The sequence below is a fragment of the Chryseobacterium cupriresistens genome (genome assembly GCF_046614675.1).
Taxonomy (GTDB): Bacteria; Bacteroidota; Bacteroidia; order Flavobacteriales; family Weeksellaceae; genus Chryseobacterium; species Chryseobacterium cupriresistens.
This window is the reverse complement of the sequence record NZ_JBKKJT010000003.1, coordinates 543160-569548: the sequence shown is the minus strand read 5'-3', so window position 1 is coordinate 569548 and position 26389 is coordinate 543160. Positions and strand designations below refer to the sequence as shown.

Below are 26389 nucleotides of genomic sequence, written 5' to 3'. Positions count from 1 at the left end.
ATTTAAATCAACAATGCTGATAGACAATAAATCAATAGCAATCGTTGGTGGCGGTCCGGCAGGACTTACACTGGCAAGACTTTTACAATTGAAAGGCGCAGATGTAAAAGTATATGAAAGAGACTTCAACAAAAATGCACGCGTACAGGGTTCTCCACTCGATATGCATGAAGATTCAGGTTTGGCAGCCATCCGTAAAGCGGAACTTCTGGAAGAGTTTAAACAGGCTTTCCGTCCCGGCGCAGACAGAACGCTGATCATGAATGAAAAGGCAGAAATATTTTTTAATGATCACGAGACGAAACCTGAAGAGGATTTTGGTCATGAACATTTCCGCCCTGAAATAGACCGCGGCCCGTTACGAAATATGCTGTTAGAATCTTTGCATCCTGAAACGGTAATCTGGAACAGTCATTTTCTTTCTATGGAACGCCAGAATGAAGGATGGCTTCTGCATTTTAAAAACGGGAAATCAGTGTATGCTGATATTGTGATTGCTTCAGATGGTGCCAATTCTAAAATCCGTCCGTATCTCCATACCCATAAACCTGTTTACTCCGGAATCATTATGCTGGAAGGAAATGTTTCAAAAGAAAATGCACCTCAGATTGATGCATTGATTAAAGGTGGAAAAATAATGGCATTCGGAAATTCTCAAAATATTTTAATGGGGCAAAAAGGCAATGGGGATCTCGGATTTTATGCAAGCTTTAAAGCTGATGAAAACTGGCCTGCCACCAGCGGTCTTGATTTCTCTGATCAGGCACAGATGCTGAAATGGTTCAAAACAGAATATTCCGAATGGGCTTCTATCTGGGAAGAATTGTTTGAAAATGCAATGACTCCTTTTATTCCACGTCTGATTTACTCTATGCCCTTGGATCAGACCTGGGAAACACAGCCTAACCTGACTCTGATTGGTGACGCAGCACATGTGATGCCTCCTTTTGCAGGAGAAGGTGCCAATATGGCGATGCTGGATGCCCTGGAACTGAGCGAGCATTTAACAGGTAATAATTATACTACTGTAAAGGAAGCTATTTCCGCCTACGAAAATAACATGCGTAAGAGAGCCGCCGGAGCCACAAAGGAATCCCTTGAAAACGGAGAACGGATGCATTCTGACAAATCATTAACCGCCATGCTTGATTTTTTCAACGGCCACCTGACTTCATAAGCAAAACAAAAGGCTGCCTCATCCAGAGACAGCCTTTTTAGGTTTAATAAATTCTTTTTCTCTCCGCTTTTAGATCCGGGTGCGGAGGTTCATATGTGTTATTTCTTGATCAATTTGGTATTATAAGTATTTTTATCTTCTTTTATTGTCATTACATACATTCCTTTGACCAGAGAAGCTACATTGATTTTTCCATCAATCTTACCTTCCTGAACCAGTCTTCCATCTGCACTGTAGATTTTATAGTCACCTTTACCTTTAAGGTTTTTCACTTCTACAAATGTATCTGCAGGATTAGGATAAACAGAAACCTCTGATGATTTTGTATCTACCGTTTCTCTCACAGCAAGTGTACTCGCAGTAATTTTCACAGGAAGATCCATAATACCTCCAGCCTGGCTTGCCAACTCACCACATACGCTATTCAAGGCACTCGTTGCGAATTTACCAACGACTCTCATTCTTAATGTCTTATCTCCGGAGTAAGTGGTAGCAGGAACGGTGAAGTTAAAACCTGGTAATCCTATATTACCTGCATTTGCTGTCGCTGAAGTCTGTCCTACCCTTTCTGTAGATTCAAATACTCCGTTTCTATTGTAATCAATCCAGGCAGATACATTTACCGGAAGTCCGTTTTGCAACAAATTCCCTATTCTAGGTGTAAGCGTATAGCTACTGCCTTGTGTCAAGTTAACAATTTTAGTAAGATCTTCGCTTAAATCTTTATAGGATTTTGCTGTAAGATCACTATAATCAAGATTCGCAACGGTAACTTTTAAGATGGCTCCTACATAAGGTGAACCTGAATTTAAAAGGCAGTAATCAGCTCCAGTCTTTAATCCTTTTGTTTTAAATGTATAATTATTAGAGAAAGTTCCGGGAACTGAATTTACCACAGCTGCTACCTGAACTTCGTAATTGGTTTCATCTTCTAAATTATTCAGAACTACAGAATTTGCCTGGCTAGCAACATTAGACCAGCTGGCCGTTCCTGCTTTTCTGTAATTAACAGAGTAAGCAGCTCCGGGAACACTATTCCAGGATACCCTTGCTGTTGTTTTAAAAACCTCAGTATCTATCGTGGAAACTCCTGTAGGCGCTGATGCAGTCGAAGTAGGTGCACTTCCCACAGTAACAGCAGGAGATACTGCATAAAAGATATTCCCTATAGCTGACACTCTTAATTTTACTGCTCCGCTTATATTACCCGGCATTTGTACACTATAGCTTCCGATGTTTGGAGTTGAAGCTACAAGATTTGTCCAGGTTGCACCGTTATCTGTAGTATAATCTATTTTCACGCTCGCTGTATTATAAGGGGCTGCATTTGTATTGGCAACCTCCCAATAGATAGTGTTTAGTGCATCATTATACAATACTGAAGATGTGGTCAGTCCGTTGAATTTGAATGGCCCGTCATTCCCTACAGTCACTGTGGTTGTTGAGCTTGAAACCATAGGACGCTGAGCGTTCAGATCCCGTACCGTTACCGCATAGTTCAATGTGCGCGGGATATATGATACTGTTTCCCATCTCTGTTTGTCTGTCAGGATTCCATTCATCACACTTGCAAAGTTGGGAAAATACCTTCTTCCGTTTGCTGTTCCGGGAACTGATCTTGCCAAAGCTCCTTTTGGATTGTATCCCCATCCGCTGTCGCCGGAAATGGTAGAAAATTCATCAGTACTGTCATTCTGTTCCCAGGTATAGTTCACAGAATCATTTTCAGCATCTGTAGCTGAAGCTTCAAGATAATAAGCAGTTCCTTTAGGAATACTATAAGCAGCTAAAGGATTAATGGCTGGAGCAGTATTGTTGATAATATTTTGAGAGGCTCCGCAATTAACTTTACTTTCTAAATTAGTTAATACCTGATCAATGGATTTATAATGGAAGTATCCATCAGCGTTAGCCTGCACATTATCATAGGTAATTCCGGCATAGCCCATAATAGTAGTACCTCCTCCAGGCTCTACATTGGCTCCCTGATTGGCATCTGTGACAGAAGTATTTGAAAATGTGTGGTTAGCTCCCAACTGATGTCCCATCTCATGGGCTGCCGTAAAATCAAAAACTTCCCCCACCGGAACAGGTCCCTGGGTATAAGCTGAACCTTTTTTTATTTCAGTATTAGTGGCCGGATCTACACAGACAATTCCGATTCCTCCTGCGTTTCCGCTTCTTTCTGCATTTTGATTAAGAACATGCCCGATATCATAATTGGCATTTCCTACTACAGAAGTAAGGGTCTGTTGCAACTGTAAATTTAAATTATTAGAATAAGGATCTGTAGCCGGATCAAGATAGATGATATCCGGAAGATTCTGAACGGTCAGATGAGCTCCGAAATCACGTTCAAAAACTCCGTTTATGCGGGTCATCGTATTATTCATGGCGGCCAGTACAACACCTTTTTTTACGTCGTCGGTCGCATTGGCCGGAGTTCCTGCCGCTGTTAACTGATATTGGCTGTATTCTCCTGTAACGGACAATGCCATTCTAAAATCTCTGTATTTTGTATTGGTAGGTCTGCTGGCAATCCCCACTCCGGAAAGCATTTTTTTACCATTCTCTACCAATTTATTAATACTCTTAAAATCATGTTCTCCTGTATCACATTTAAAGCCGTGTTCTCCTTCATTCTTTGATTTATAGAATACCCCGTAAGTTTGTTTATCAGCACTTATTGGTTCTATAAACTGAAATATACCATTTTTGATGATCATAGACTGCATATCATAGGAAGAGGTACTGAATCTCAAATATTTAGACGGATCATCTACGCCTACTCCTACATATGACCCAAGCTGATATCTTTCGGCCAGGGATTTATCAAGTACAGGATTGCTATAGACAGCAAACTTTTCAATTTTCCCTTCAACCGTGGGTAAAGAAATAATAACTGGTGTTGCTCCTTTCCCGGTTTCTTCAGCATTTCTCAGCATTTCGCGAAGAGATTTCAGATCCACTCTATAAGAATGTTGTACTTCTACTCCTTCTCTTATCTGTGAAGTTTTCTGAGAGACAGATTCCCATCTCTGAGCATTGAAAACCGTAAAACAAGATGCTAATGCACAAACGAATAAAATTCTTTTTTTCATAGATTTATTTAAAATTACTTTGGTTGTATGATTATAGGTAGGTCATTTTATCAAAAAATTATTTTGGATTCTGATCAATCCACTTAAGCATTATCATAAGTTCAACAAAATGAAATCAATGATGAAAATTTCACAACAAATCGCTTCACAAAACTTGTATATTCCCAATAAAAAACAAAAATAAATGATACTACTCGTATACATCATGACTTGCAATTTATTAAGTATCAATCAATTACATTTTACACTCAATTTTGTCTTGCTAAATTCTGTTTTTTATAAGTAAGGATGAATATAATTCCAACCTAAAAAACGGATGAAAAAACATATTGAAAATCAACTAAAAAAGAAGAAGTAAAAAAGAGAAATAATCAGAAATACAGTATAAAAAAGGAGAAACGTCCAAAGAACTACTGCTATTTTTCATAAAAGGATTAACAAATTAAGAAAATATCATAATTATTTAAATATCAGATATTTAAAATCAAAATATAACATGTAGTATCCGTGTAGTATCGTATTTTTTCATGTTTCCGTCAAAAATTTTCATATTTGAGCACTGAGACCACTAAAAAAAGACCGGGTGGTGAAAAGAGAATATTTCGAGTACTGTCTGACCTGATGAATCAGACAGTTTTTTTTTGGATTATTGTAAGGTATCAAAGAAATGATAAATATCTGTTTCCCCGGGAATATTCAATTTTTTTCTGATCCTGTATTTTTTCTGCTGAATACTTCTATGCTGAACCATCGTATAGTTTGCTATTTCTTTAGAAGAAAAATGTAATTTAAGCATCGCACAGAAAACCAGTTCGGAATTTTCAAGGTTGGGGTTAATCATAAAAAGCTGAGCGATAAATTCAGGGTAAGTTTCTTTAAAACGATCCAGAAATTCAGGATCATTCTTTTTACCAAGTTCTATAATTTCCTCCTGCTTATTGTCATTCATTCTTATTTTCAGATTTTCAGCTTCCCGGGCAAGAATTTTTTTTCGTTTTCTCAAGGTAACAATAATTCTCCAGGCATATACCCCCAGCAGGCAAAGCCCCAAAAACGACAGGGAAACAATCCAGTATATTTTGCTTTTATGCTGATCCGCATCCTGTTGGCTGACTGTAATAAAAGACTCCATATCCTGATTAATGGTAGCCAGCAAAGAAGTGTTGGTTCTGTCGAAAGCCTCTGTATAGGCTTTCAAATAAAAATAGGCCTTCTCTTTATCTCCGGTACGTTCATATAACATTCTGAGATCGTTATAGATATACTTACCATAATAAACATAGATACGTTTTGTTTTATTATTGATTTTCAATGCTTTAATCAGAGCCTGTTCCGCCTTATCATATTGTTTATCATAAAGAAAATATTCCCCCAAAATGGTATTGGCATAGAGGGCTATTCCATCTTCTTTACCTCTTAGATTGGCTTTATTATAAGCAATGGTTATATACTTATATGCAGAATCTTTGTCTTTATGCATATAGACATAATCGCTTATTGCACAATCTGCAAGACCGGTATCGTCCAGCCGTTTTGCTTTATGGAAATACCCGAGTGCTTTTTGGTATTGCTTTTTTTGAACAAGATAAATAGCCTGTCTGAAATAAATACTGAAAAGGATATCGTCTTTAAGTGGGGAATGATCACTTTTCCTGATAAGACTCATTGCTTCATTATTATACTGAAAAGCTTTATCAAGCCTTCGGAGCTCTACATTGAAGCGGCCATACACGTTGTAAAATCTTGCTTTGTGCAGGTTGTCTTCCGAATCATCCAGAATTTCCTTTGCATTATCAAAAAGAATCTGCGCCTTCTGGAAGTTTTCAAGCGATATATTAAGTTCTGCCAGATTGATATAGCACAGTGCCTTCCCATCCGGATAATTCATTTTATCAGCCTGTTTGTAATATTTTTTATTAAGACTAATGAGTGAATCATATTCTCCACCAAGCCTTAACTTTTCATTCTGTTTCAATAAAGCAACGTCAAATTTCTTTTCAGCCTCTTTCTTTGAATGGGAATGGCACGAAACTAAAACAAAAAGTAACACAAAAAGAAAAATACGCATCATATGTCTCTCTAATTAAGCTAAATTCATGTATATATTATGATTAAATAATGATTTCTCCAGAGAAAAAACAGTCTGTATAATTTTAAAATTCTCAATGGTTATTTCTGCTGAGATCAACAATAAATCTTTTCATAAAACAGAATCATTCTGCTTTTATTGTGATGTATTTCTTTATTCTGCCAGGTTATCAAAAAAATCGTAAATATCTGTTTCTCCGGGAATATTCAGTCTTTTTCTGATCCTGTATTTCTTTTGTTGAACAGATTTATGCTGTACAAAAGTATAATCTGCAATCTCTTTGGATGAAAAACGTAATTTCAGCATTGCACAGAAAGCCAGTTCTGAATTTTCAAGATCCGGATTGATCGCCAGCAGCGATTTAATAAATTCAGGAAAGAGCTCTTTAAATTTCAGCAGGAAAGAAGAATCATTTCTTTTAGCAAGTTCAGTCACCTCATGAAGCTGTTTTGTCTGGACATGATTTTTAAGTGCGTCGGTTTGTTCTTTTAAAGTATTCTTCTTCTTTTGTAATCTGTTAATCATTTTCCGTACATATACTCCTGAAACAGTAAGTACTGTGATAGACAATGCAATAAACAACGGAAGATCGTTTTTATGCCAGTCCGATTCCTGCTTCATTTCCGAAATAAAATCTTCGGTAGCTTTATTCATGACGGCAAATCGTTCTGCATCAAATCTTCCCTCCTCCTCCATATATTTCTTCAGATAAAAATAGGCCTTCCCTCCGTCATTTTTTTTCTTATATAATTCTGCAAGTGATTTATAAACTTCTTTGATATGTGAAGAATAGGTCCGTCTTGTCTTAATATTGATTTCCAGTGCTTTTTTTAGTGCTTTTTCAGCCTGTTCGCTATTTTCAATTTCATTATAGTAGTATCCCATTGTATAATACACCCAAAGAGATTCCACATCTGTAGTTTTCTGACTGATCATTTTTTCATCTGCTTTGCTGATGTATATACCGGCAGAATCAGGTTTATGGGTAAATAAATAGTATTGTGACACCATACAATTGGTGTACGCCGAATTTTCCAATACATTTGCCTTTGTAAAGCATTTCAGAGAAGTTCCCAGCCATCCTTTCCATGCATAGTAAATTCCTTTGTTTACATAAAGTCTGGGTAGAAGTTTTTGGCTAAGCTTCGTTTTTCCGGCCTGTTTGAGATAATAAAATGCCTTGTTGTTGCATTCTATAGCCTTATCGTTTAATTTAAGATGAGAATAATAGAGACTGTAATCATCATAGAATACTGCTTTATGGTAAGCATTTCCTGAATTAATCAGATCTTTTTCTGCTTTATTGAAAAAAAAACGGGCTTTTTCATAATTTCCTGCAGAAACATTTACGCCTGCCATATTCAGATAGCAGAGACCTTTTCCTGCTGTATATTTTATTTTTGCCGCTTTCTTCAGGTATTCTTTATTAAGCTTAACAAAAGCCTCATATTCACCAGACAGCTGAAGCTCAGAGCTTTGGGTCAACAGGGATATATCAAAATTTTCCCGGTCTGTATTATCAGTTTCCTTATGACATGAAAACATAACCAGAAGCAGCCCCACGAAGATTGTAAAGGCTATTATCTCTTTGATAGCCTTTGAGCGGATCGTTTTATTTTTAAAAATGATTACATTAATTTTTCCCATCAGCACCACTTTTCCCTGTATATCTACATATCTACCTATTCACTTACTTAAAAATAAGTTGATAATTTTCTATCGTTATTCTAATATTATTCCCCAATCAGTGTTATAAATATACATAAATTATCATGTTCATTGTGAAATAAACAGGTTATTTCGCAAAAATGTAACATTCAGATAAAATATTGTAATATTTCTCATTTAAACAAACACTTTTTACCATTTAAAGACTGCTTTTATGAACTTTCTGTCAAAAAGTATATGCTTTATTTTAATAAGACTACCTGAAACGATATTTGTTACAAGCAGATAAGGTTGTTTTATAATTTTTGATAAATTATTTTGACAAACAAAATTATCTCCATATTTGTATATTGATCATATGAAAAATCTTATCAGCATGAATAATATCAGCTATCGCCAACTTCTTCCTGAAGAAAGTAAGGCATATCGGGCAATCCGTCTGGAAAGTCTGGAACAGTTTCCTGGGTCATTTTGCGCAACCTATCAGGAAGCCCGGAAAATTGAAAAATTTCAGATGGAAAACGACATTGAAGAACAGACTTTTGGAAAATTTGTAGTGGGTGCATTCGCAGATGATCTGCTTATAGGAATCTGTGCTTTTGTTAAAAGTAACGAAAACTCAGGTACCCTTTACCAGATGTATGTAAAAAGAGTGTTCCAGGGAAAGAATATTGGTCAGGGATTGATTGAAGCTGTTATTCATGAAGCAGGCAGACAGTTTAATGATATTGAAATTTTCCTGGAAGTTACACCCGGAAATGACAAAGCGTACAATTTATACAGAAAAACAGGATTTCTGGAAGTAAAAAATACCTCTGCCAAAGATCCCAGTAATTATATTGTAATGAAATATACACCTGAATAAAAGCTGGATAACTTTCAAAATCATGATACAGAAACCTGGTACTGCATAGTTAAATATGATAAAGGAATCAGGGGATTTATTAAATTTAACAGAGAAAAGGGATACAGTTTAATTTATAACGTATCATTAATTTTTTAAGTTAAATTGAAACATGAAAACGGAAAATTTTGAAACAGTATGTGAAGACGGTGTAAAGCTTAAAGGCATTCTTCTTATTCCGGAGCATCCGAAGGCAGTGATCCAGTTTAACTGCGGCACCGCAACTAGAAAAGAATTTTATCTGTCTTTCCTCACCTTTCTTGCTGAACATGATTTTCTGTGCTGTCTTTGGGACTACAGAGGAAGCGGAGATTCTTCTTCCTGCAATCTGAGATCCTGCGAGTTTACTTTTTCAGATTATGGAGTAAAAGATATGCCCGCCATCAAAAATTTTCTGAATAACAGATTTCCTGATCTTCCGTTTATGATTGTCGGGCACAGTGCCGGCGGACAGCAAATAGGATTTATGAAAAACCTGGAGAATGTAAAAGGAATGGTCAATTTTGCGGTATCAGCAGGTTATTACAGGAATATGCCGCCTTATTACAGGATGAAGGCTTATTTCTATTTTTACATTTTTGCGCCGATAAGTGTTTTCATGACTGGCTATGTGAAAGCCAAAACCTTTGGATTAATGGAAAACCTACCCAGGAATGTAGTGTTTGAATGGCGTACCTGGCTTGAAAAGAAAGATTATTTTTTCGATGCTCAATTTTATGGTACAAGTGTACCTGTAGGACATTTCAAGAATTATACATTCCCCATTCATTTATTCTGGACTACCGATGATACTATTTCAAGCCAGAAAAACACAGAAACGTACTGGCAGCATATTGACAGTAAAAAAGAGATCACCTTCACAAAATTAGTTCCTTCGGAATTAGGATTGAAAAAAATTGATCATTTCGGTTTTTTCAAAAAAAATATGAAAGACAGGCTTTGGGCTAATGTGGTAGAAAAGTTAAACGGTTTTCTTTAAACCATTTAACCCTGATCATTTTTTAAAGTCTTTACAAATTTCTCAAACTGTCGATCTGTATTTCGTAAGACCGGTCCGTGGCCAAAGCAGATAGTAGCCGGATTCAATTCTGCCAGTTTCTGAAGCGATTTGATATTGCGCTGCTGATCTGTGGTGAACATATTGGGAGGAAGCCGAAGTCCCGGCACTGTCGTAAGCAGGTTCATATTGGTAGCGGCATCCCCAATGATCAGTAATCCATCCTGCTCACGGAACAAGGAAATATGACCTCCCGCATGTCCTGGGGTTTCTATTACCTGAAAATTTCCGATTTTATCGTTTTCAACGATGGTCTGCCCTACTTTATGTCCCTGACCTGCCCAATATTTTTGCTGAAGCTTTGCCAGCCAATGCTGCGGAGCCGGATAGTCGTTGGTTACGAGACCTGTTTCAGTCCTGAAAACTTCATTGGGATGGCAGAGCAGGGGTATGTTGAACTCTGCACATATATGATCGCTGCAGCCCTGGTGGTCTGCATGGGCATGGGTTAGTACATGTTGATGGACGGGGAATTTCTGCAGGACTTTCTTTATGGTTGTGTACGAACTTCGTATTCCCGAGTCTACCAGAACACCTTCAATAATATAGCAATTGATACTGTTTCGCGGCATGAGTGGAATATGGAATACTTCAGGAGCAATTTGACGTAGCATAATTTTTTTCTGCAAATCTACATTGCCGATCAGTATGGTATAAGGACATTTGTCCTATAATATGCCGGGTCTGTGGATTTGTCCCTTCGCCCTGGTAAGCGATCGCTGTGTGATTCCAAGATATGAAGCCAGATCCTGTGTCGATATCCGTTTTACGAGCATCGGTTCATCAAATAAGACATGACGGTATTTGTCTACAGCGGATTTATTATTGTAATTCAGAAGATAACGTTCCTTTTGAATATACTCCTGTTCAATCACCGATTTTATAACTCCGTTCAGAGCAGCCACCTTTTCCAGCAGCTGCTGATAGTCTGGATAACTTATTCTATAGATTATGCTGTCTTCTAAAGCCCTGAAGCTTTTTCCGGATTTCTCCTGCGCTATAAACCCGGGAAATGAGGTGACAAATTCATTTTCAAACTTGAAGCAGGTTATATTTTCCTTACCTTCTTGATCGGTAGCATATGCTTTTACAGCGCCACTGGCAATAAATCCGATATAACGGCAGATTTCATCTTTATGAATAAAAAAATCACCTTTTTTTAAGTGAACCGGTTTGAAGAACTGTGAAGAAAAGTTGACTTCATCGGGTGATAACCCTCCTGTTGAGGACAGATAATTTTCAAATATATTAGTCATCCTGCAGTCTGTTTAGTCTTTATTTTCCTGCAAATCACACATCAGATCCGGTAATTTTGAAGGAATTAATTATAAAAATAAGGTTCGGTTAATTATCATTTTTAAATATTAAGAACCCTTAAATACATACTCATCATACACCGTATTGATCAGCTCATCAGGATTGATATTCCGTGAAAAAATAGGATAATGAAAGCGATCCAGTTTATTAAGAATACGGATCAGTTCCATCTTCTCGTAATGGTTGAGATTTCCGGCAACGATATTGGTAGCCTGCCTGATCTTTTCCATCTGGTTTTCCAGAACCTGTAATCCTCTTTCGGTAATACGGATTAATTTACTGCGTTTATCTAAATCAGAATCTGTCTGTTCTATAAGTCCCTGACGCAAAAGTCTTGCGATAATAAGCATTCCCACCGGCTTATCATGGATATTTTTTTTGATAAGCGCCATTTTTGACATTTCCCCAAAAGCTTTAAGATTAATCAGATAAATAAAATCTTCCTGAGTCGAAAATTCAGAATGTGAGATGGCAGACTTTGAATAGGTTTTTGCATACCGGTTAAGATGAACAAGTAATGTACTGATGGCACTCTCCGGCGTTCTTCCATTCTCCTTGCCTTCCCAGTAGGGCTCTTCAGGATGATGTGCTTCAATATTCCCTTTACCAGAAATCCATGCTTTAAAGCCCTGAATAGTCACCGGATAAGACTCCGGGCTATTACTGACTTCTGTTTCAAACTCTTCCAGCAGGTCTATATAATCTTTAATAAGCGTGTAATTCATTTCTATTAAATAGTTTACAAATATACTAAATCTACCTCATACATAAGCAAGATTAAAGCAAATAGAATAGATTCTGTGAACAATGGTGAACGGGTATTTCCTGTATAATACTTTGTTTTTTATCTTCTCCAAATCTGGAATAAAAAGAAATGATAATCTGATCATTTTGGTTATCAAAGTTTTCCAATCAATTGTTGTGTGGTATTACGATATAACACGGTATAATAATTGTTGGAAAATAGACAGGAGTAAAATAAGCGTATGGATCATATAGAAACCGAACCAATAGATTTGGTAAGAGATAAAGATTATGTTGATAAATACTTCAGTTTAACTATAAAAAAGGAATTGAATATAGACATCAATGTGAGCAGTGAGTATATTACTGCACAAAATATTGTTTCCCGAAAATTAATTCTGGTGAAAACATTTTCAGATGCTGTCATGGGAAATCCTGAGCTGTACCTTTTATTGGCTTCTCTCATTCATGATGTCAATACCCACTCTTTAACAAAGGGACAGATCATCAGAGCACTGGAAAAAGAATAAAGATCTCTCAAAAGCCTGAGAGATCTTTTATTTTTTAATGTAACCGGATATTATACCTGTTCTTTCAAATGTTTCGCAACCATTGCTTCCAGATCATCAAGATTAAAAGGTTTTGAAACATAATCATCAGCTTTTGCTTCTGAGGCCAAAGCAACAATATCATTATTGGCTGTAACATAAATGACCGGAATATGTTTAAATTCTTCGGTGCTTTTGAGAAGTTTTGTAGCTTCTACCCCTCCTATTTTAGGAATCCAGTTATCCATGAGAATAACATCCGGCTTGTAGTCTGCCACTTTCTCAAGGATATCGTGTGAAGTTTCTGAGATTCTGACATCATATCCGTTTTCTTCAAATATGATGGTGATCACTTCTAAGATAGCCGCTTCATCATCAAAAATTAAAATCTTCTTTTTACTCATATTATGTAGATTATTCTATTCTGAAATATTATAATTGTTTTATATAATCCGCTAAACCGGCGGGCGTGATAATTAAATCATATTCAATTTCTTCTATGGCATGTTTCGGCATAAATTCCACTTCTGCTGTTTCCGGATCCTGAATCCATACCTGCCCGTTATTTTTTTTAATATAACTTAAGCCTTCTACTCCATCGGCATTAGCTCCCGATAAAAGGATACCGATCAGATTTTCCCCATAAATTTCTGCTGCAGACCTGAAAGTAACATCTATAGAGGGACGGGAATAATTCATTTTTTCCGAGCTGTCCAATGACATCCATTGCATATTCTCAAACAACAAATGATAGTCTGCGGGAACAATATATATGGTGTTACCAGCAACCTCCGTTTTATCTTCAACCTCTATGACAGGTATTCTGGTAAACTGCTGCAGTAAAGTGCGCAGAATATCTCCCGATTGAGCTTTACGATGCATCACCAGTACAATGGGAGCAGGGATGGTATTACCCAGGTTTTTGATCATTTCTATGATGACCTGCAAACTTCCTGCTGATCCGCCGATAACGATTAATTCTGTATTGGTTTGTGGTTTCATTCCGCTCATTACTAGTGGTGATCAATTTTTTTCCAGATTTTCTGATCTTCAACCTGATGGTAATTTTTATCGATAGCAGAAAACCGAAGGGTTTCTTTTGCTCCCAATGCGAGAAAACCTAAATTTTCAAGGCTGTTATCAAAAAGTCTGAATACCCTTTCCTGAAGTTCTCTGTCAAAATAAATCAGTACATTCCTGCACACAATCAGCTGAAAACTATTGAAAGAGCTGTCTGACACAAGGTTATGTGTTGATAAAATCAGTTTTTCCTGTAAGCTTTTATCAAATCGTACACTATCATAATTGGCAGTATAATAATCTGAAAAGTCTTTTAATCCGCCTGAAAGCATGTAGTTTTCCGAATACAGCTTCATCTGCTGCAAAGGGAAAATACCTGCTCTTGCTGTTTCAAGAACAGCGGGGTTCAAATCGGTTCCATAAATCAGAGACTTACTGTAAAGACCGGCTTCTTTCAGCAGAATGGCTATAGAATATGCCTCTTCTCCTGTTGAACATCCTGCAATCCACACCCTGATGAGCGGATAGGTTCCCAACTGAGGCAATATATTATCGCGCAGTGCTTTAAAAAAGGAAGGATCCCGGAACATTTCCGTAACATTTACTGTAACTTCTTCTACAAAACGTTTTAAGTACTCTGTATCATTCATCACAGTGTATCTGAGCTCTGCAAAACTGGTAAACCTGTCTAAAAGACATATACGGTTAACTCTTCTTTTAAATGAAGCCCTGCTATAACCCGAAAAGTCATAACCATACCTGTCATATACATCTCTGATGAGATATTCTACTTCTTCATCTTTTATGATACTTGGTTCCAGCATCTATGAAAGTTTTTCTATTGCCGTTATTAAAAGATCCACATCAATGGGTTTTGTTACGTAATCATCAGCTCCGGCTTCCAGACATTTCTGGCGGTCTTCGGGCATTGCCTGTGCGGTGACAGCAATCACCGGAACATGTTTGATTTCCTGAGTATCCCTTATCATTCTTACAGCTTCATATCCGTCTATGCCAGGCATCATCATGTCCATAAGAACAACGGAAAACTGAGGATCAGACTTGATCATTTCCAGTGCATCCTGTGCCATTGTACATGATTCCACTGTATATCCATGGGCTTTAAGGGTTAGTTTTAAAGCAAATATATTGCGTGGGTCATCATCCACGATTAAAATTTTCTTATTCATCAGAATTTTATCTGTTTAACTTTCATACAACCAAACACGAAGGAGTGATAATAGCTGATCTATATCGACAGGTTTTGAAATATAGTCTGAAGCTCCTGCTGTAATACATTTCTCCCTTTCTCCAATCATTGATTTAGCGGTAATAGCTATAATAGGCAGTCTTTTAAATGCCGGCATTTTTCTTATTTCCTTAATTGTTTCATAGCCATCCATTTCCGGCATCATCATATCCATCAGAATAACATCTACATCCGGATTGTGGCTGATTTGCTCCAAAGCATGTTTTCCATCCATCGCTACAATGACCTCAACTTTATATTTTTCCAGTGCTTTGGTTAAAGAAAAAATATTGCGGACATCATCATCAGTAATGAGTACTTTTTTACCACTCAGCACTTCTGTTAAAGAACCCAGCATTCTGCCTGTATTACCTTCGGCCGAACTGTTTTTTTCTTCCACCAAATGTAAGAATAAACCAACCTCATCTAAAACTCTTTGATAGGAATGTGCAGTTTTTACGACAATAGAATCTGCATATTGCTTTATTTTCAGTTCTTCTTCTTTGGATAAATGATGTTCCGTAAAAATAATGATCGGTAGATTTTCCAGTCCCTCATAGCTTTTGATTGATTCTATGACGTGATAATCATTGGCTTTCGTGCTTCCGATATCCAGAATTACACAGTCGACAAGGTCTGAAGTAAGTGCTTTTACACTATCCTCCACATTATGTTCCACTGATAAGGAAATATTAAAATTACTCAGGAAATAAGACAATGCGCTGGCATGTTTGGCATTTTCTTCAACAATTAAAACTTTTTGAGGTCCTTTTTGTAATGCTTCTTCAATTTTCCTGAATACATCCGTCATTTTATCCAGAGCCACAGGCTTATTGATAAAGTCTACCGCTCCTTTCAACAGGCTTTCTTTTTTCACATGCAGGGCAGACATCATATGTACCGGAATATGTTTTACCTGAGGATCAGACTTCAACTCATCCATGACTTCCCAGCCATCTTTTACAGGAAGCTGAATATCCAGTAAAATGGCGTGAGGATGATATTTCTGAGCCGCTGAAAGACCGTAATCTCCTCTTACGACCACTACCCCTTTATAGTTCTGTAAGCGGGCATATTTCAATAGAGCTTTTGCAAAATTGGTATCATCTTCAATGATAAGGATGATTTTGTCCCCTTCCTGAATATTCTCCCTGTCGTCCTCCACATCTTCGGGAATTTCCAATGTGTTCGTTTTAACAGTTTCCCCTTCATCAAGGATATTCTGAATTTCTTCAACATCTTCCCGTATAATTTCCACCAGATCCTGATCCGTTTCGGAATGAACAATTTCAGTAACCTGATGTACAGGAATAATAAAGCTGAATTCACTTCCTTTATTGAGTTCACTTTTCAGAACAAGCTCACCTCCTAAAAGTCTTGCAATTTCACGGCTTATTGAAAGTCCCAGACCTGTACCTCCAAATTTTCTTTTTGTAGATCCGTCAGCCTGCTGAAATGCTTCAAAGATAATTTTCTGCTTATCCTCAGCTATTCCGACACCGGTATCTTTTACTGAAAATATAATAAAATCAGGTTTTTCAGAATGTTTTTTAATCAATAAACTGATGCTTCCTTTTGTTGTAAACTTTAAAGCATTGGACAGCAGGTTTCTTAATACCTGATCTATGCGGAGGCGGTCGCTTTCAATAACGGGCTTCACGTCCGAATCAATTTCGATATTGAAAGGAAGGGCTTTTTCCTGAAATACAGGATTAAACAGGCTCTTCAGATCTTTTACAATTTCTTCAATAACCACTTCCTGATATTCCAGAGTCATTTTACCGGATTCTATTTTGGCCAGGTCAAGAATCTCATCTATTAATGTTAATAAGCTTGTTCCTGAACTTTGAATAACTTTAGCAGATTCCACCTGGTCTTCGTTAAGGTTTTCATCCGGATTTTCTGCCATTAACCGCGATAACAGAAGGATTGAATTAAGCGGTGTACGAAGTTCATGAGACATATTGGCTAAAAATTCAGACTTGTATTTGGTGCTGAGTGCCAGTTCCTCTACTTTTTTCTGAATCTCATTATTACGTTCAGCAATTAAATGATTCTTTTCTTCGAGCAATCGTGAGCGTTCCTCCAATTCGGCATTGGCCTGCATCAGCTCTTCCTGCTGTACCTTCAATTCTTCTTCTGAAGCCTGAAGCTTCTGCGTTTGTGCTTCCAGTTCAGTATTGAGGTTTTCAAGCTCAGAATGCTGTACCTGTAATTCTTCAGACTGTGCCTGGGTTTCTTCCAGCAGCTGCTGTTCTTTTTCTCTTCCTTTTGCCGCATTCAGGGCTATTCCTATATTGATGCAGCACTCTTCAAAATAGCTGATTCTGTCTTCTTCAAAATTAGAGGTAGATCCTAATTCCAGGACTCCTATGGCATGGCCGTCTGCAAAAACAGGTATCAGAATGATGCCATAGATCTTAATGGTACTGCTCGCAAAGGTTACTACAAAATCATCTTCATGAAGATTATTGTACACCTGTGTTTTAGCATTCATAAAAGCCTGCCCCACCATTCCTTCACCCGGCTCAAAAGTCTGTTTCATATTGGCTTCCAGACCAAATGCTTTGTTGAGCTTCAGGACACCTTCGTCAAAAAGATATAATGAACCGTTGATACAGTTTCCGTATTCAATCAACTGATGTAAAGCCCTGCCGGCAACTTCTTTTACTGATTTATTTCCGACAAGGGACTCATTCAGTAAAGCAAGACCTTTCTGGCGCCAGTCGCTTTTATTAATTTTTTCAAAAGATGTTTTAAGAGATTCGGTCATGTGGTTCAATGATTCTACAAGATCTCCGAGATCATCCTCTGCATTATCCACAGCTTTCTCACTGTAATCACCATTGGCTACTCTGTTTGCAATTTTTTGAATGGCACTTACACGGCGCGTCATTTCCTGATCTTTATCCCTCAGCATTTTTTCCAGCTCATCTCTTCTGATGAGATCTGCCCTCATTTTAAAATAGAAAAATGTGGTCACAACTACCGCAGCCAGTGCAGAAAAAACAATAAAAAGAACGGTCGTTTCTGATGAGCGTGTTAAATCTTTGTTTTTGATTTCAACCTGGCTTTCTTCATACTGCACAAAATCTTTTACAATTTTACGGCACTCGTCCATGTAAGCTTTACCGGTAACGATTTGCTGCTGGGTCATTACAATACCCTTCCGCCTGTTTTCCACCAGATTTTTCAGGTTATCCATCACCTGGCTCACCGCTACTTTTAATCCGGCAAGTCTTTCCTGTTGGTTTTTATCCTTCAACCCCAACGATTCTGCAAGCACCAGCGCTTTGGAATATTCTCTTAATCCGCGTTTATAGGGTTCGAGAAAATCTTCCCTTCCGGTCAGCTGATAGCCCCTGTTTCCTGTTTCTGCATCCAGCAAAGCTACCAGAACATCCTTAACAGCCGTCACAGAACGTCTGCTTTTGGAAAGACTCTCACGATGATTCATTTGATTTTGAATACTCCAGTACGAGGCTACCGAGCTGGCTATCAATATCAAAAGCGAAAGACCTATTCCAAACTGGAGATTTCGTATAATTTTTTTCGGCATGAAAATTAATTTAATGGTAAGGTAAAATAAAACGTAGAACCTTCATCTACGATACTGGAAACACCAACACTTCCGTGGTGCTGTTTGATGATTTCAGAGCATATAAACAGTCCGATTCCCATTCCCTGAAACTGCAGTGAAGATTCTTCCACACGATAGAACTTCTTGAATACGGCCTCCTGCTTAAAGTCAGGAATTCCGATTCCAAAATCTGTAACATTCACTCTCACTTCCTGAGCTTCTTCATCCACAAAGGTGGTTACAATTACCTGGTTATTATGAGGGGAATATTTGATCGCATTGGTCAGAAAATTAATCAGCACCTGCTCGATACGGATTTCATCCAGGGGAATTAAAATATCAGGTTTTACCCCATGACGTTCAATTTTCACCTGGCGTTCATGGGTTTGTTTTATGGTCTCAATCGCATTACTGATCACATTTTCCAGATTCACCGGCTTTTTATTGATTTTCAGTTTTCCGTTTTCAATTTTTGAAACATCAAGAAGATCCGTGATGAGTGTATTCAGCTTTTCAATCTGGCTCTGGACTTTTGTAACAAATCCTGCTTCGGAGCTGTCTTTATCTAATTTCAGCTTTCTTTCCAATAGCTGAACATAGGCTTTAATACTGGTTAAAGGGGTTTTTAATTCGTGGCTTGCAATACTTAAGAATTCATCTTTTTCTTTTTCCACTTTTTTCTGATCGTCAATATCGGTAAATGTTCCTACCCAGTTTTTAATACGGTGTTCATCATATACAGGGGTTACCCTAAGCAAATGATAACGGTAATGGCCCGAAATAACATTTTTAATTCTGATCTCCAATTCAAGAGCTTTTCCTTTTTTTCTGCATCTTTCCAGTTCTTCGCTGATCTTATGATCATCAGGGTGTGTTTCCGGAAAATCCTGTTCATTGTCTGAATATTGGTACCACTTACCATTAACAAAATCAACTGCACCTTCTTCATTCAGAGTAAATGCAATCTGTGGAAGAGACTCCAGCATAAGATGAAAATGGTCTATCTGGGATTTCATGGTCACCTGAGATTCCCGTCTTCCTTTTACTTCCAGTTCCAGATTCTGCTGTGTTTTTTTCATAGCAATATTCTGCTCCTGGAGATTATAAAAAGTTTTCACTTTAAGCAGAAGAATTTCAGGATCCACGGGCTTGGTTACGTAATCTTTACCACCAGAAGCGTAACCTTGGGTAATGAATTTTTTATCGGTATTAACAGCGGATAAAAATATAATAGGAACATCTTTGGTTTTACTGTAGTCTGCAAGTGTTTCTGCAACTTCAAAGCCATCCATATCAGGCATCTGAACATCTAAAATAATTAAGGCATAGTCATTTTTCAATGCTTTGCCGAGAGCCTCTTCACCGGAGCTGGCCGTTTCAACCTGGAAATCTTTAGATTCAAGTAATTTTTGAAGCGAATAAAGATTACTTTGGTTGTCATCAACAATTAAAATCATAGAAGTTAAAATCAATAATTAGTTACGGATACTTTAGCTTCAAAAATACTCACAATATTTGAAAAAACAGTAATTTTTAAAGGTTTATGCATAAGGATTTCGTACCACATTTTTTAAGAAAAACAGCAATGGCATAATGATTGAAATTATTTACAATATTTTTAAAGATTCTCTCTAATTTTCAGAAAAACCATAATTATGAAAAAAACAATAAGCTGTATGAATATCGATCAGGAGATCCTTTACTCGTTCGGGGGTGAAAAAGTCATCTATAAGGCTAAAGAGTTTATTTTCAAAGAAGGTGATTATTCACAATATTATTTTCAGATTATCAGCGGAAAAGTAAAGCTGAACACCTTTACTGAAAATGGAAAAGAATTTATTCATAATATATTGGGTAAAAATCAAAGTTTTGGAGATCCGCTTCTTTTTATTGAAAAAGTATATCCTACCAATGCCATCAGCTTACAGATCACAGAAATTATAAGAATGCCTAAAGATAATTTTATGCAAATGCTTAAAAGTAATCCGGATATTTCCCTGGATATGAACATGTGTTTATCACAAAGACTGTATTATAATAATTTAATGGTCCGCAATCTGGCATTAGCAGATCCCATTCAACGGCTGAAAGGTGTAATGGATTATCTGAAAAGCTACCATGACGGAGACTGCCAGCACTGTTTTCCTATAGAACTTACCCGTCAGCAAATTGCTGATCTTACAGGGCTGAGGGTTGAAACCGTCATCAGAACGATAAAAAAAATGGTGAATAATAAAATAATAAAACTTGAGGGGCGCAGGATTTTATACTAACTGTATATTGATTGCATTATCATAAACTCATCTTATTTCTTTAAATATAGATTATAAATAAACCATAAAACAAAACAGATGGCCGGAATTTAAAAATTCTGGCCATCTGTTTTAAACTAACCTTAATTTGTTTTTTTCCTCCATTCTGCCTTCACATCTTCAGCGGCATCCTTCGTGCTTTCCCATGCTTCATCTGCCTTATCCTTGATATCTTCCCACGCATCTGAGACGTTTGATTTTACTCTGTCCAACCAGTCTTCCTGAGTTGCTTCCTGATCATTATTTCTTTTTTCATTGATATAATCCTTAGCTTTATCCGCTAATTCACTGATTTTCCATTTTGCATTATCAGCTGCATTCTTTAATGAGTTTTCTGTTTGGTCTACTGCATTTTCTGCTTTGTTGTAATCTGAATTATTCATAATATAATATTTAGGTATTTGGTATATAAATAAACAATGTTCATGCCTAAAAAACAGACATTATGTTAAAATATTCTTAAAATTAAAAATGAAAGAACTTTATTTTTTCTTTCCACTGAGGGTCCTGATCATTCCTTTGAATATAAAACCATGAAATGGCAGCACCATGAACCAGTACAATCTTCCCCAAAGACCTTTTGGACGAAATACAGCTTTTTGCCAGATCTTATTTCTGTAAATTTTAAACATCAGCCAGGCTTCTCCGGGCAGTTTCATCTCAGCGAATAATATAAGCTTGCCTTCTTTACGGTCAGCATATAAAACCCGCCAGAAGTCTAATGCATCTCCATCTCTAAGGTCTGAAGGATGCCTGCGCCCTCTTCTCAATCCCGGACCACCAACAAGTTTATCAAAAAGTCCTCTTATTTTCCAAAGATTCTGCCCATACCATCCATGATCGCCTCCCAACTGAAAGACCCGGCTCATACAGGCATCCCTGTCATCATACTCTTCACTCCGGAGGTCCGTAAAACAACCGTATTTCGGTACATCCTGGTATTCTTTCAAGGTTGAATCATGACGGCTGCTGATCAAACTGTCTTTCCAGCTGGAAATGATTTCATTGGCCTGAATTTTTGCAAGAGTTCTCTTCAGTGCTGTGTCATATGAAAACGGCTGCACACCGGTAATTAGTTTGATCTCAGCAAGACTTTCGGGACGGCAGACCACCTCTACCTTCATGCTTCCAACCAATGCTTTGGCCAGATTATAGGAGGTTGAAGTAATAAAATAGAGCCAGTACGAAGACAGTCTGGGCGTCATTACAGGCAGTGTAAAAATCGTTCTTTTAAGGCCTCTTACTTGTGCAAACTGCAACAGCATGTCTTTGTAAGTCAGTACATCATCACATCCAATGTCAAAATTTTTCTGATAAGCAGCTTCTTTAAACAAAACAAAAATCAGGAAATCGAGCACGTTGGCAATTCCTATTGGCTGACATTGTGTATACAGCCATTTGGGAGCCACCATGACAGGCAGTTTTTCAACAAGATCCCTTATAATTTCAAATGATGCACTTCCTGACCCAATGATAATTCCTGCGCGAAGAACTGTTGCGGGAACCCTGCATTCCATCAGAATTTTTTCAACTTCGTACCTTGAATTCAAATGTTTTGACAGTTCTTTTTCATTCACCAGCCCCGAAAGATAGACAATATGTTTACATTGCGTCTTCTCAATATAATCAGAAAAGTTGGCGGCACATTTTTTTTCCGAGTCTTCATAATCAGCAGTATTGCTCATGGAATGCATCAGATAGTAAGCACCTGCAATATCTTCGGGAATATTTTTAAGTGTTTCCGGCTTTAGAAAATCAACTTCAATAACTTCAATGAGCTGGTCGTCGATATCCATATCTCTTGTAAAACGACCTGTATCCCTGCAGCAGCAAACGACTTTATATCCCTGTGCGGCAATCACACTGATCATTCTTTTACCGATATAGCCGGTTGCTCCTGTAAGCAGTATTTTTTCCATAATTATTGCATTAAACAGATCAATAAATATTCCGCCTGTTTGAGTCCATTATATTTTTTCTAAAAAATGACCAAAATAGTCTTTCTTTTTAACAAGATAGCCTGCATTGATCTCATTGGAGTCAATTTCTAAAGGAATCCTGCTTTTGAGAATGATTCTGCTGTTCTCAACAGATTTAATCTTATCAGGATTATTGGTTAACAGATTGATTTCCTTAACATCCAGCAGATTCAGCATTTCCACGGCAACATCAAAATTTCTTCCGTCAGCAGGCAAACCAAGTCTGAGATTAGCTTCAACAGTATCTAATCCTTGTTCCTGAAGTGCATATGCTTTCAGCTTATTGATGATCCCAATATTTCTTCCCTCCTGACGGAGATAAACAATCATTCCTCCTTTTTCAGACATATATTTCATCGCTGCATCAAGCTGCTGACCGCATTCACATTTTTTAGAATGAAAAACTTCTCCGGTAATGCACTCAGAATGAAAGCGGACATTAACAGTCTTATCATAATCTGTATTTTCTGCTACCAGAACCAAATGCGGACTCCAGTCTTTTTCATTTTCCGAGAATGCATATATAGTGAATAGTCCGTAATCTGTGGGTATTTTTGATTGCGCCTGTATTGTAAGCATACGTTTCGATTTTAATTAAATTTGAGAATTTATTTATCAAAAGGACTTTTCTTATCCTGCTTCACCCAGATGAGCTTAGAGGTATCATACCCTATTTCCTGCGCCTTGCTGATAAATTTCTGCTTTATATTTTCAGGAATGGTTTTTTCACGGGAAAGAATCCAGAGATAATCCAGATTTTTTCCTGCAATCAGTGCATATTTGTACTCTTCAAGAGCAACTACATTATACCCGGCATAAAAAGGTCCGAAAAAACTCACTTTCAGAGCTGCCACATTTTTTTCTCCTCTGAATTTAGCAGTACCATTGGCGGAAACCCATTTATCCTTTTTAAAATTATATCCGCTGTTGACTACGTTTACATTTCCGTCTTCAGTAAGGCTATACTGGGCGATTGCATTGTCAAGGTCTTTTTCAAAGCGATAATCAAATCTGGCAATCTCGTACCATGTCCCCAAATACCGGTTCACATCAAACTGATCAACAGGCTGCGCTTTTTCGGGCATGGAAGAACAGGAAGTCAAGCTGTTTAACAGCCCTAAGCTTAGTAATAATGTAAGAATGATTCTATTTTTCATTTTTAGTTATTTTTTTAAAGAAGTAAATATTGAGTAAAAACTGACTGTAACCATAGACAGCATCTTCAACAGGAATAGTCCCCATTCTGACGCCTAAAAAGTCACCAGGATTGTAGTTCACAACAGGGGACGGAATAAAAGATCCCGTCAGGATTCCATTCACTGCAAAAAATCCGGGCAACAAAACCAGATATACAAAACTTGCTTTACCGATCCATTCTTTTTTGGCAATAAAATGCAGGTAAGAAAGGGTAAGCACTGTTACAATAACGGTCAGCAAAGTATAGATCCTGTCGTAGTAAAGAAGTCCCACAACACTGAGAACAATAACTGAGGTAAAAACAATCAGATTATTAAAGAGGTCTGCCCGATTGAATGTAAAAAATTTTTCCAGACAATAGTACGTAAAGACACAGGCAAAAGGAATACAGTAAAAGAACAGCCATTCTTCCAGGGGAAGGCCTGCCATTTTAAATCCTAATGTGTAACGGTAATCAAACCACCACACTCCTTTTGTGGTGAACCATATATCCCATAGGATAAAAGGAACTGCTACAATAGTGGACGACAGGAAAAACTTCAGGAAAAGCTTATTAAACTGTATCCTACGGTCAAAAGAAGCCAAAAAGCAGATGATGACGGTGAAAAAATTGATCAGTATGTAAGTGTATTGCATCATTTTTTATTGAAATACATTTTAAAATAAATCATAGGAACCCACAAAAATCCGAAGCACTCTCCTTTTTCTTTCCCCAAATGTTTGTGGTGCTGTTTATGGGCACGCCTGATGGCAAGAAAATACGGATTCTTTGTTTTGGTAAAAACTTTTGCTCTCTGATGAATAAAAATATCATGAACAAAGAAATAGGCCATCCCATAAAGGCTTATGCCTAAACCGACAAAAAACAGATAATTGAATTCCTGCCTTACTCCTGCATATAACAAAGCAATAGCAGGGCTGGCAAAAATGAAAAAGAACAGGTCATTTCTTTCAAGTTTCCCTTCGTTGCTATGATCATGATGATCCTTATGCAGATTCCATAGAAAACCGTGCATAATATACCTGTGAATAAGCCATGTGGCTCCTTCCATGGAAATAAAAACAAGTAAAACGATCAGAAAATTCATTTTAATGATGTTTGCGGTTAAAAAGATCATTCAGAACGCTGTATCTGAAATCGAAAATGTTTTTGAGCTTTTCTTTAACAAATAAGCGATGAGCAACCCTTCCAAGAATTCCCAAAGGAAGTTCATAAAATACAGTATCTTTCATTAATACACCATTCTCATCCGGAATGAACTCATGAAAATGGTTCCAGTGCCTATAAGGTCCTTCTTTCTGAAAGTCTGTAAAGCTTCTGCCTTCTTTTACCTGGCTGATAATCGTTTTCCATTTCATCGGGATTCCCAATACCGGAGAGACGGTATAATCTATTTCCATTCCTTCAAAAATAGGTTCGTCCTGTATATCTGAAAGCACCACAAAATTCATACTTTTAGGTGTTATTTCAGATAAATTATGAGGAGAGGAAAAGAATTTCCATGCGGTCTCCATATCACAATTCAAATATTGTTCTCTATATAATCTGTACATTGTTATTTTTTATTGATTTATAAATTCTAAACCATCTTCCAAACAAATGAGTGATCAGAAATAAGCAGATTTGTATCTTATATAACTTTTAAATGCAACCAATAATTTCTGCGAATTGGCAATCCTGATTCTTTGCTGCAAAATATGCTGCGAACTTGTTTTCTTGATCTTTTCAAATAATGACAGATAGTACCTGTATGCGAGATACACTCCAAACTTAGAAGAACCCGGAAGTTTCCTGATACCCTGCAATGCTTCTTTAAATTCTTCTTCAATTTCTTTTTCGATCTGAGCTTTAACGGTATTATCAAAGACAGACATATTCAATGATGGAAAATAAGTTCTGCCCAAAATCTGGTAATCATCTTTCAGATCACGTAAAAAATTAACCTTTTGAAAAGCGGAACCCAGTTTCATAGCGAATGGTTTAAGTTTTTCAAATTGCTGCTTATCACCTCCTGTAAATATCTGCAGACACATAAGTCCCACTACTTCAGCAGAGCCGTAGATATATTCATTATAGAGATCTGAATTGTAGTCTATTTTCTGCAGATCCATTTCCATGCTGTGCAGGAACTGATCGATCAATTGAATATTGATATCATACTGACGCACGGTTTCCTGAAAAGAATGTAAAATAGGATTGAGTGATATTCCCTGCTGTAATGCATCATACGTTTCTGCTTTTAATCTTTTCAATAGCTTTTCTTTATCATATCCATGAAAGCTATCAACAATTTCATCCGCAAGGCGTACATACCCATAAACAGCATAAATGGCAGGTCTTATAGAAGGCTTCAGAGCCAATATCCCTAATGAAAAACTGGTACTGTATTTTTGAGTAGTGCACTTACTGACCTCGTAAGACAATTCATCAAACAACTTTTTCATAT

25 protein-coding genes are annotated in these 26389 nt (G+C 37.2%); 5 read left to right on the top strand and 20 right to left on the bottom strand.

The window, feature by feature from the left end; all coding sequences use genetic code 11:
* Window positions 1-13: 13 nt before the first annotated feature.
* On the top strand, window positions 14-1177 hold the full coding sequence (locus ACLI50_RS11490) for an FAD-dependent oxidoreductase (protein ID WP_411413820.1): 1164 nt from the start codon (window positions 14-16) through the stop codon (window positions 1175-1177).
* 98 nt (window positions 1178-1275) lie between these two features.
* Here ACLI50_RS11490 and ACLI50_RS11485 read toward each other — a convergent pair whose 3' ends face one another.
* From ACLI50_RS11485 to ACLI50_RS11475, 3 genes are all read right to left on the bottom strand, one after another.
* Window positions 1276-4278 (bottom strand): reprolysin-like metallopeptidase, encoded by a 3003-nt coding sequence (locus ACLI50_RS11485; RefSeq protein WP_411413819.1) that lies wholly within the window; start codon window positions 4276-4278, stop codon window positions 1276-1278.
* A gap of 646 nt (window positions 4279-4924) precedes the next feature.
* Entirely contained in the window at window positions 4925-6349 is a 1425-nt protein-coding gene (locus ACLI50_RS11480; protein ID WP_411413818.1) for a tetratricopeptide repeat protein, read from the bottom strand.
* Window positions 6350-6520: 171 nt separating this feature from the next.
* On the bottom strand, window positions 6521-8014 hold the full coding sequence (locus ACLI50_RS11475) for a tetratricopeptide repeat protein (RefSeq protein WP_411413817.1): 1494 nt from the start codon (window positions 8012-8014) through the stop codon (window positions 6521-6523).
* A gap of 379 nt (window positions 8015-8393) precedes the next feature.
* On the opposite strand from ACLI50_RS11475, the gene ACLI50_RS11470 reads away from it, so the two are divergent.
* Both ACLI50_RS11470 and ACLI50_RS11465 read left to right on the top strand, forming a co-directional pair.
* Window positions 8394-8900, top strand: coding sequence for a GNAT family N-acetyltransferase (locus tag ACLI50_RS11470; protein ID WP_343640455.1), 507 nt, complete (start codon window positions 8394-8396; stop codon window positions 8898-8900).
* A 151-nt stretch (window positions 8901-9051) separates the two neighbouring features.
* Complete coding sequence (locus ACLI50_RS11465) at window positions 9052-9918, top strand: alpha/beta hydrolase family protein (RefSeq protein WP_343640457.1); 867 nt, start codon at window positions 9052-9054, stop codon at window positions 9916-9918.
* A 5-nt stretch (window positions 9919-9923) separates the two neighbouring features.
* Here ACLI50_RS11465 and ACLI50_RS11460 read toward each other — a convergent pair whose 3' ends face one another.
* The 3 genes from ACLI50_RS11460 to ACLI50_RS11450 all read right to left on the bottom strand — a co-directional run bounded on the left by ACLI50_RS11460 (window position 9924) and on the right by ACLI50_RS11450 (window position 12038).
* The gene (locus ACLI50_RS11460) at window positions 9924-10610 is read right to left on the bottom strand and encodes an MBL fold metallo-hydrolase (RefSeq protein WP_202843072.1); all 687 of its coding nucleotides are present in this window, start codon (window positions 10608-10610) and stop codon (window positions 9924-9926) included.
* A 54-nt stretch (window positions 10611-10664) separates the two neighbouring features.
* Window positions 10665-11252, bottom strand: coding sequence for a Crp/Fnr family transcriptional regulator (locus tag ACLI50_RS11455; protein ID WP_411413816.1), 588 nt, complete (start codon window positions 11250-11252; stop codon window positions 10665-10667).
* A 108-nt stretch (window positions 11253-11360) separates the two neighbouring features.
* Complete coding sequence (locus tag ACLI50_RS11450; protein WP_202843076.1) at window positions 11361-12038, bottom strand: MarR family winged helix-turn-helix transcriptional regulator; 678 nt, start codon at window positions 12036-12038, stop codon at window positions 11361-11363.
* Between the two features lie 261 nt (window positions 12039-12299).
* On the opposite strand from ACLI50_RS11450, the gene ACLI50_RS11445 reads away from it, so the two are divergent.
* Window positions 12300-12587 (top strand): hypothetical protein, encoded by a 288-nt coding sequence (locus tag ACLI50_RS11445; protein ID WP_202843078.1) that lies wholly within the window; start codon window positions 12300-12302, stop codon window positions 12585-12587.
* Between the two features lie 50 nt (window positions 12588-12637).
* Here ACLI50_RS11445 and ACLI50_RS11440 read toward each other — a convergent pair whose 3' ends face one another.
* The 6 genes from ACLI50_RS11440 to ACLI50_RS11415 are packed head-to-tail and all read right to left on the bottom strand — an operon-like array spanning window position 12638 to window position 19911.
* Complete coding sequence (locus ACLI50_RS11440; RefSeq protein WP_343640463.1) at window positions 12638-13009, bottom strand: response regulator; 372 nt, start codon at window positions 13007-13009, stop codon at window positions 12638-12640.
* Between the two features lie 28 nt (window positions 13010-13037).
* Window positions 13038-13616, bottom strand: a complete 579-nt coding sequence (locus tag ACLI50_RS11435) for a chemotaxis protein CheB (RefSeq protein WP_411413815.1) — start codon at window positions 13614-13616, stop codon at window positions 13038-13040.
* A gap of 2 nt (window positions 13617-13618) precedes the next feature.
* On the bottom strand, window positions 13619-14449 hold the full coding sequence (locus ACLI50_RS11430) for a CheR family methyltransferase (RefSeq protein ID WP_110009717.1): 831 nt from the start codon (window positions 14447-14449) through the stop codon (window positions 13619-13621).
* Window positions 14450-14815: a response regulator gene (locus tag ACLI50_RS11425; protein WP_411413814.1), complete on the bottom strand. Its 366-nt coding sequence runs from the start codon at window positions 14813-14815 to the stop codon at window positions 14450-14452. It lies immediately after the preceding gene.
* A 15-nt stretch (window positions 14816-14830) separates the two neighbouring features.
* Window positions 14831-18433 carry a response regulator gene (locus ACLI50_RS11420; RefSeq protein ID WP_411413813.1) on the bottom strand — a complete coding sequence of 1201 codons (3603 nt, stop codon included), beginning with the start codon at window positions 18431-18433 and terminating at the stop codon, window positions 14831-14833.
* Window positions 18434-18438: 5 nt separating this feature from the next.
* Window positions 18439-19911, bottom strand: a complete 1473-nt coding sequence (locus ACLI50_RS11415; RefSeq protein WP_202843091.1) for a hybrid sensor histidine kinase/response regulator — start codon at window positions 19909-19911, stop codon at window positions 18439-18441.
* Between the two features lie 198 nt (window positions 19912-20109).
* Here ACLI50_RS11415 and ACLI50_RS11410 point away from each other — a divergent pair, with 198 nt between their 5' ends.
* Window positions 20110-20727 carry a Crp/Fnr family transcriptional regulator gene (locus ACLI50_RS11410; protein ID WP_228406490.1) on the top strand — a complete coding sequence of 206 codons (618 nt, stop codon included), beginning with the start codon at window positions 20110-20112 and terminating at the stop codon, window positions 20725-20727.
* Between the two features lie 122 nt (window positions 20728-20849).
* On the opposite strand, the gene ACLI50_RS11405 is transcribed toward ACLI50_RS11410, so the two are convergent.
* The 8 genes from ACLI50_RS11405 to ACLI50_RS11370 form a co-directional block, all read right to left on the bottom strand.
* Window positions 20850-21149: a hypothetical protein gene (locus ACLI50_RS11405; RefSeq protein ID WP_202843093.1), complete on the bottom strand. Its 300-nt coding sequence runs from the start codon at window positions 21147-21149 to the stop codon at window positions 20850-20852.
* A 99-nt stretch (window positions 21150-21248) separates the two neighbouring features.
* Window positions 21249-22685, bottom strand: a complete 1437-nt coding sequence (locus tag ACLI50_RS11400; RefSeq protein ID WP_411413812.1) for an SDR family oxidoreductase — start codon at window positions 22683-22685, stop codon at window positions 21249-21251.
* A gap of 48 nt (window positions 22686-22733) precedes the next feature.
* On the bottom strand, window positions 22734-23324 hold the full coding sequence (ribA, locus tag ACLI50_RS11395; RefSeq protein WP_343640478.1) for a GTP cyclohydrolase II: 591 nt from the start codon (window positions 23322-23324) through the stop codon (window positions 22734-22736).
* Window positions 23325-23353: 29 nt separating this feature from the next.
* Window positions 23354-23902, bottom strand: coding sequence for a lipocalin family protein (locus ACLI50_RS11390; RefSeq protein WP_202843099.1), 549 nt, complete (start codon window positions 23900-23902; stop codon window positions 23354-23356).
* Window positions 23892-24581 (bottom strand): lycopene cyclase domain-containing protein, encoded by a 690-nt coding sequence (locus ACLI50_RS11385; RefSeq protein ID WP_411413811.1) that lies wholly within the window; start codon window positions 24579-24581, stop codon window positions 23892-23894. Before ACLI50_RS11385 ends, ACLI50_RS11390 begins: the two co-directional genes overlap by 11 nt.
* Window positions 24578-25030, bottom strand: a complete 453-nt coding sequence (locus ACLI50_RS11380) for a sterol desaturase family protein (RefSeq protein WP_202843109.1) — start codon at window positions 25028-25030, stop codon at window positions 24578-24580. The genes ACLI50_RS11385 and ACLI50_RS11380 overlap by 4 nt, the downstream gene beginning before the upstream one ends.
* 1 nt (window position 25031) lies before the next feature.
* Complete coding sequence (locus tag ACLI50_RS11375) at window positions 25032-25496, bottom strand: SRPBCC family protein (RefSeq protein ID WP_411413810.1); 465 nt, start codon at window positions 25494-25496, stop codon at window positions 25032-25034.
* Between the two features lie 54 nt (window positions 25497-25550).
* Complete coding sequence (locus ACLI50_RS11370; RefSeq protein ID WP_110009706.1) at window positions 25551-26387, bottom strand: phytoene/squalene synthase family protein; 837 nt, start codon at window positions 26385-26387, stop codon at window positions 25551-25553.
* Between the last annotated feature and the right edge of the window lie 2 nt (window positions 26388-26389).

Bases quoted from the DNA above. Each gene is read 5' to 3' on its own strand.
- ACLI50_RS11490 (WP_411413820.1), top strand. From the start codon at position 14: ATGCTGATAGACAATAAATCAATAGCAATCGTTGGTGGCGGTCCGGCA.
- ACLI50_RS11485 (WP_411413819.1), bottom strand. From the start codon at position 4,278: ATGAAAAAAAGAATTTTATTCGTTTGTGCATTAGCATCTTGTTTTACG.
- ACLI50_RS11480 (WP_411413818.1), bottom strand. From the start codon at position 6,349: ATGATGCGTATTTTTCTTTTTGTGTTACTTTTTGTTTTAGTTTCGTGC.
- ACLI50_RS11475 (WP_411413817.1), bottom strand. From the start codon at position 8,014: ATGGGAAAAATTAATGTAATCATTTTTAAAAATAAAACGATCCGCTCA.
- ACLI50_RS11470 (WP_343640455.1), top strand. From the start codon at position 8,394: ATGAAAAATCTTATCAGCATGAATAATATCAGCTATCGCCAACTTCTT.
- ACLI50_RS11465 (WP_343640457.1), top strand. From the start codon at position 9,052: ATGAAAACGGAAAATTTTGAAACAGTATGTGAAGACGGTGTAAAGCTT.
- ACLI50_RS11460 (WP_202843072.1), bottom strand. From the start codon at position 10,610: ATGCTACGTCAAATTGCTCCTGAAGTATTCCATATTCCACTCATGCCG.
- ACLI50_RS11455 (WP_411413816.1), bottom strand. From the start codon at position 11,252: ATGACTAATATATTTGAAAATTATCTGTCCTCAACAGGAGGGTTATCA.
- ACLI50_RS11450 (WP_202843076.1), bottom strand. From the start codon at position 12,038: ATGAATTACACGCTTATTAAAGATTATATAGACCTGCTGGAAGAGTTT.
- ACLI50_RS11445 (WP_202843078.1), top strand. From the start codon at position 12,300: ATGGATCATATAGAAACCGAACCAATAGATTTGGTAAGAGATAAAGAT.
- ACLI50_RS11440 (WP_343640463.1), bottom strand. From the start codon at position 13,009: ATGAGTAAAAAGAAGATTTTAATTTTTGATGATGAAGCGGCTATCTTA.
- ACLI50_RS11435 (WP_411413815.1), bottom strand. From the start codon at position 13,616: ATGAGCGGAATGAAACCACAAACCAATACAGAATTAATCGTTATCGGC.
- ACLI50_RS11430 (WP_110009717.1), bottom strand. From the start codon at position 14,449: ATGCTGGAACCAAGTATCATAAAAGATGAAGAAGTAGAATATCTCATC.
- ACLI50_RS11425 (WP_411413814.1), bottom strand. From the start codon at position 14,815: ATGAATAAGAAAATTTTAATCGTGGATGATGACCCACGCAATATATTT.
- ACLI50_RS11420 (WP_411413813.1), bottom strand. From the start codon at position 18,433: ATGCCGAAAAAAATTATACGAAATCTCCAGTTTGGAATAGGTCTTTCG.
- ACLI50_RS11415 (WP_202843091.1), bottom strand. From the start codon at position 19,911: ATGATTTTAATTGTTGATGACAACCAAAGTAATCTTTATTCGCTTCAA.
- ACLI50_RS11410 (WP_228406490.1), top strand. From the start codon at position 20,110: ATGAAAAAAACAATAAGCTGTATGAATATCGATCAGGAGATCCTTTAC.
- ACLI50_RS11405 (WP_202843093.1), bottom strand. From the start codon at position 21,149: ATGAATAATTCAGATTACAACAAAGCAGAAAATGCAGTAGACCAAACA.
- ACLI50_RS11400 (WP_411413812.1), bottom strand. From the start codon at position 22,685: ATGGAAAAAATACTGCTTACAGGAGCAACCGGCTATATCGGTAAAAGA.
- ribA (WP_343640478.1), bottom strand. From the start codon at position 23,324: ATGCTTACAATACAGGCGCAATCAAAAATACCCACAGATTACGGACTA.
- ACLI50_RS11390 (WP_202843099.1), bottom strand. From the start codon at position 23,902: ATGAAAAATAGAATCATTCTTACATTATTACTAAGCTTAGGGCTGTTA.
- ACLI50_RS11385 (WP_411413811.1), bottom strand. From the start codon at position 24,581: ATGATGCAATACACTTACATACTGATCAATTTTTTCACCGTCATCATC.
- ACLI50_RS11380 (WP_202843109.1), bottom strand. From the start codon at position 25,030: ATGAATTTTCTGATCGTTTTACTTGTTTTTATTTCCATGGAAGGAGCC.
- ACLI50_RS11375 (WP_411413810.1), bottom strand. From the start codon at position 25,496: ATGTACAGATTATATAGAGAACAATATTTGAATTGTGATATGGAGACC.
- ACLI50_RS11370 (WP_110009706.1), bottom strand. From the start codon at position 26,387: ATGAAAAAGTTGTTTGATGAATTGTCTTACGAGGTCAGTAAGTGCACT.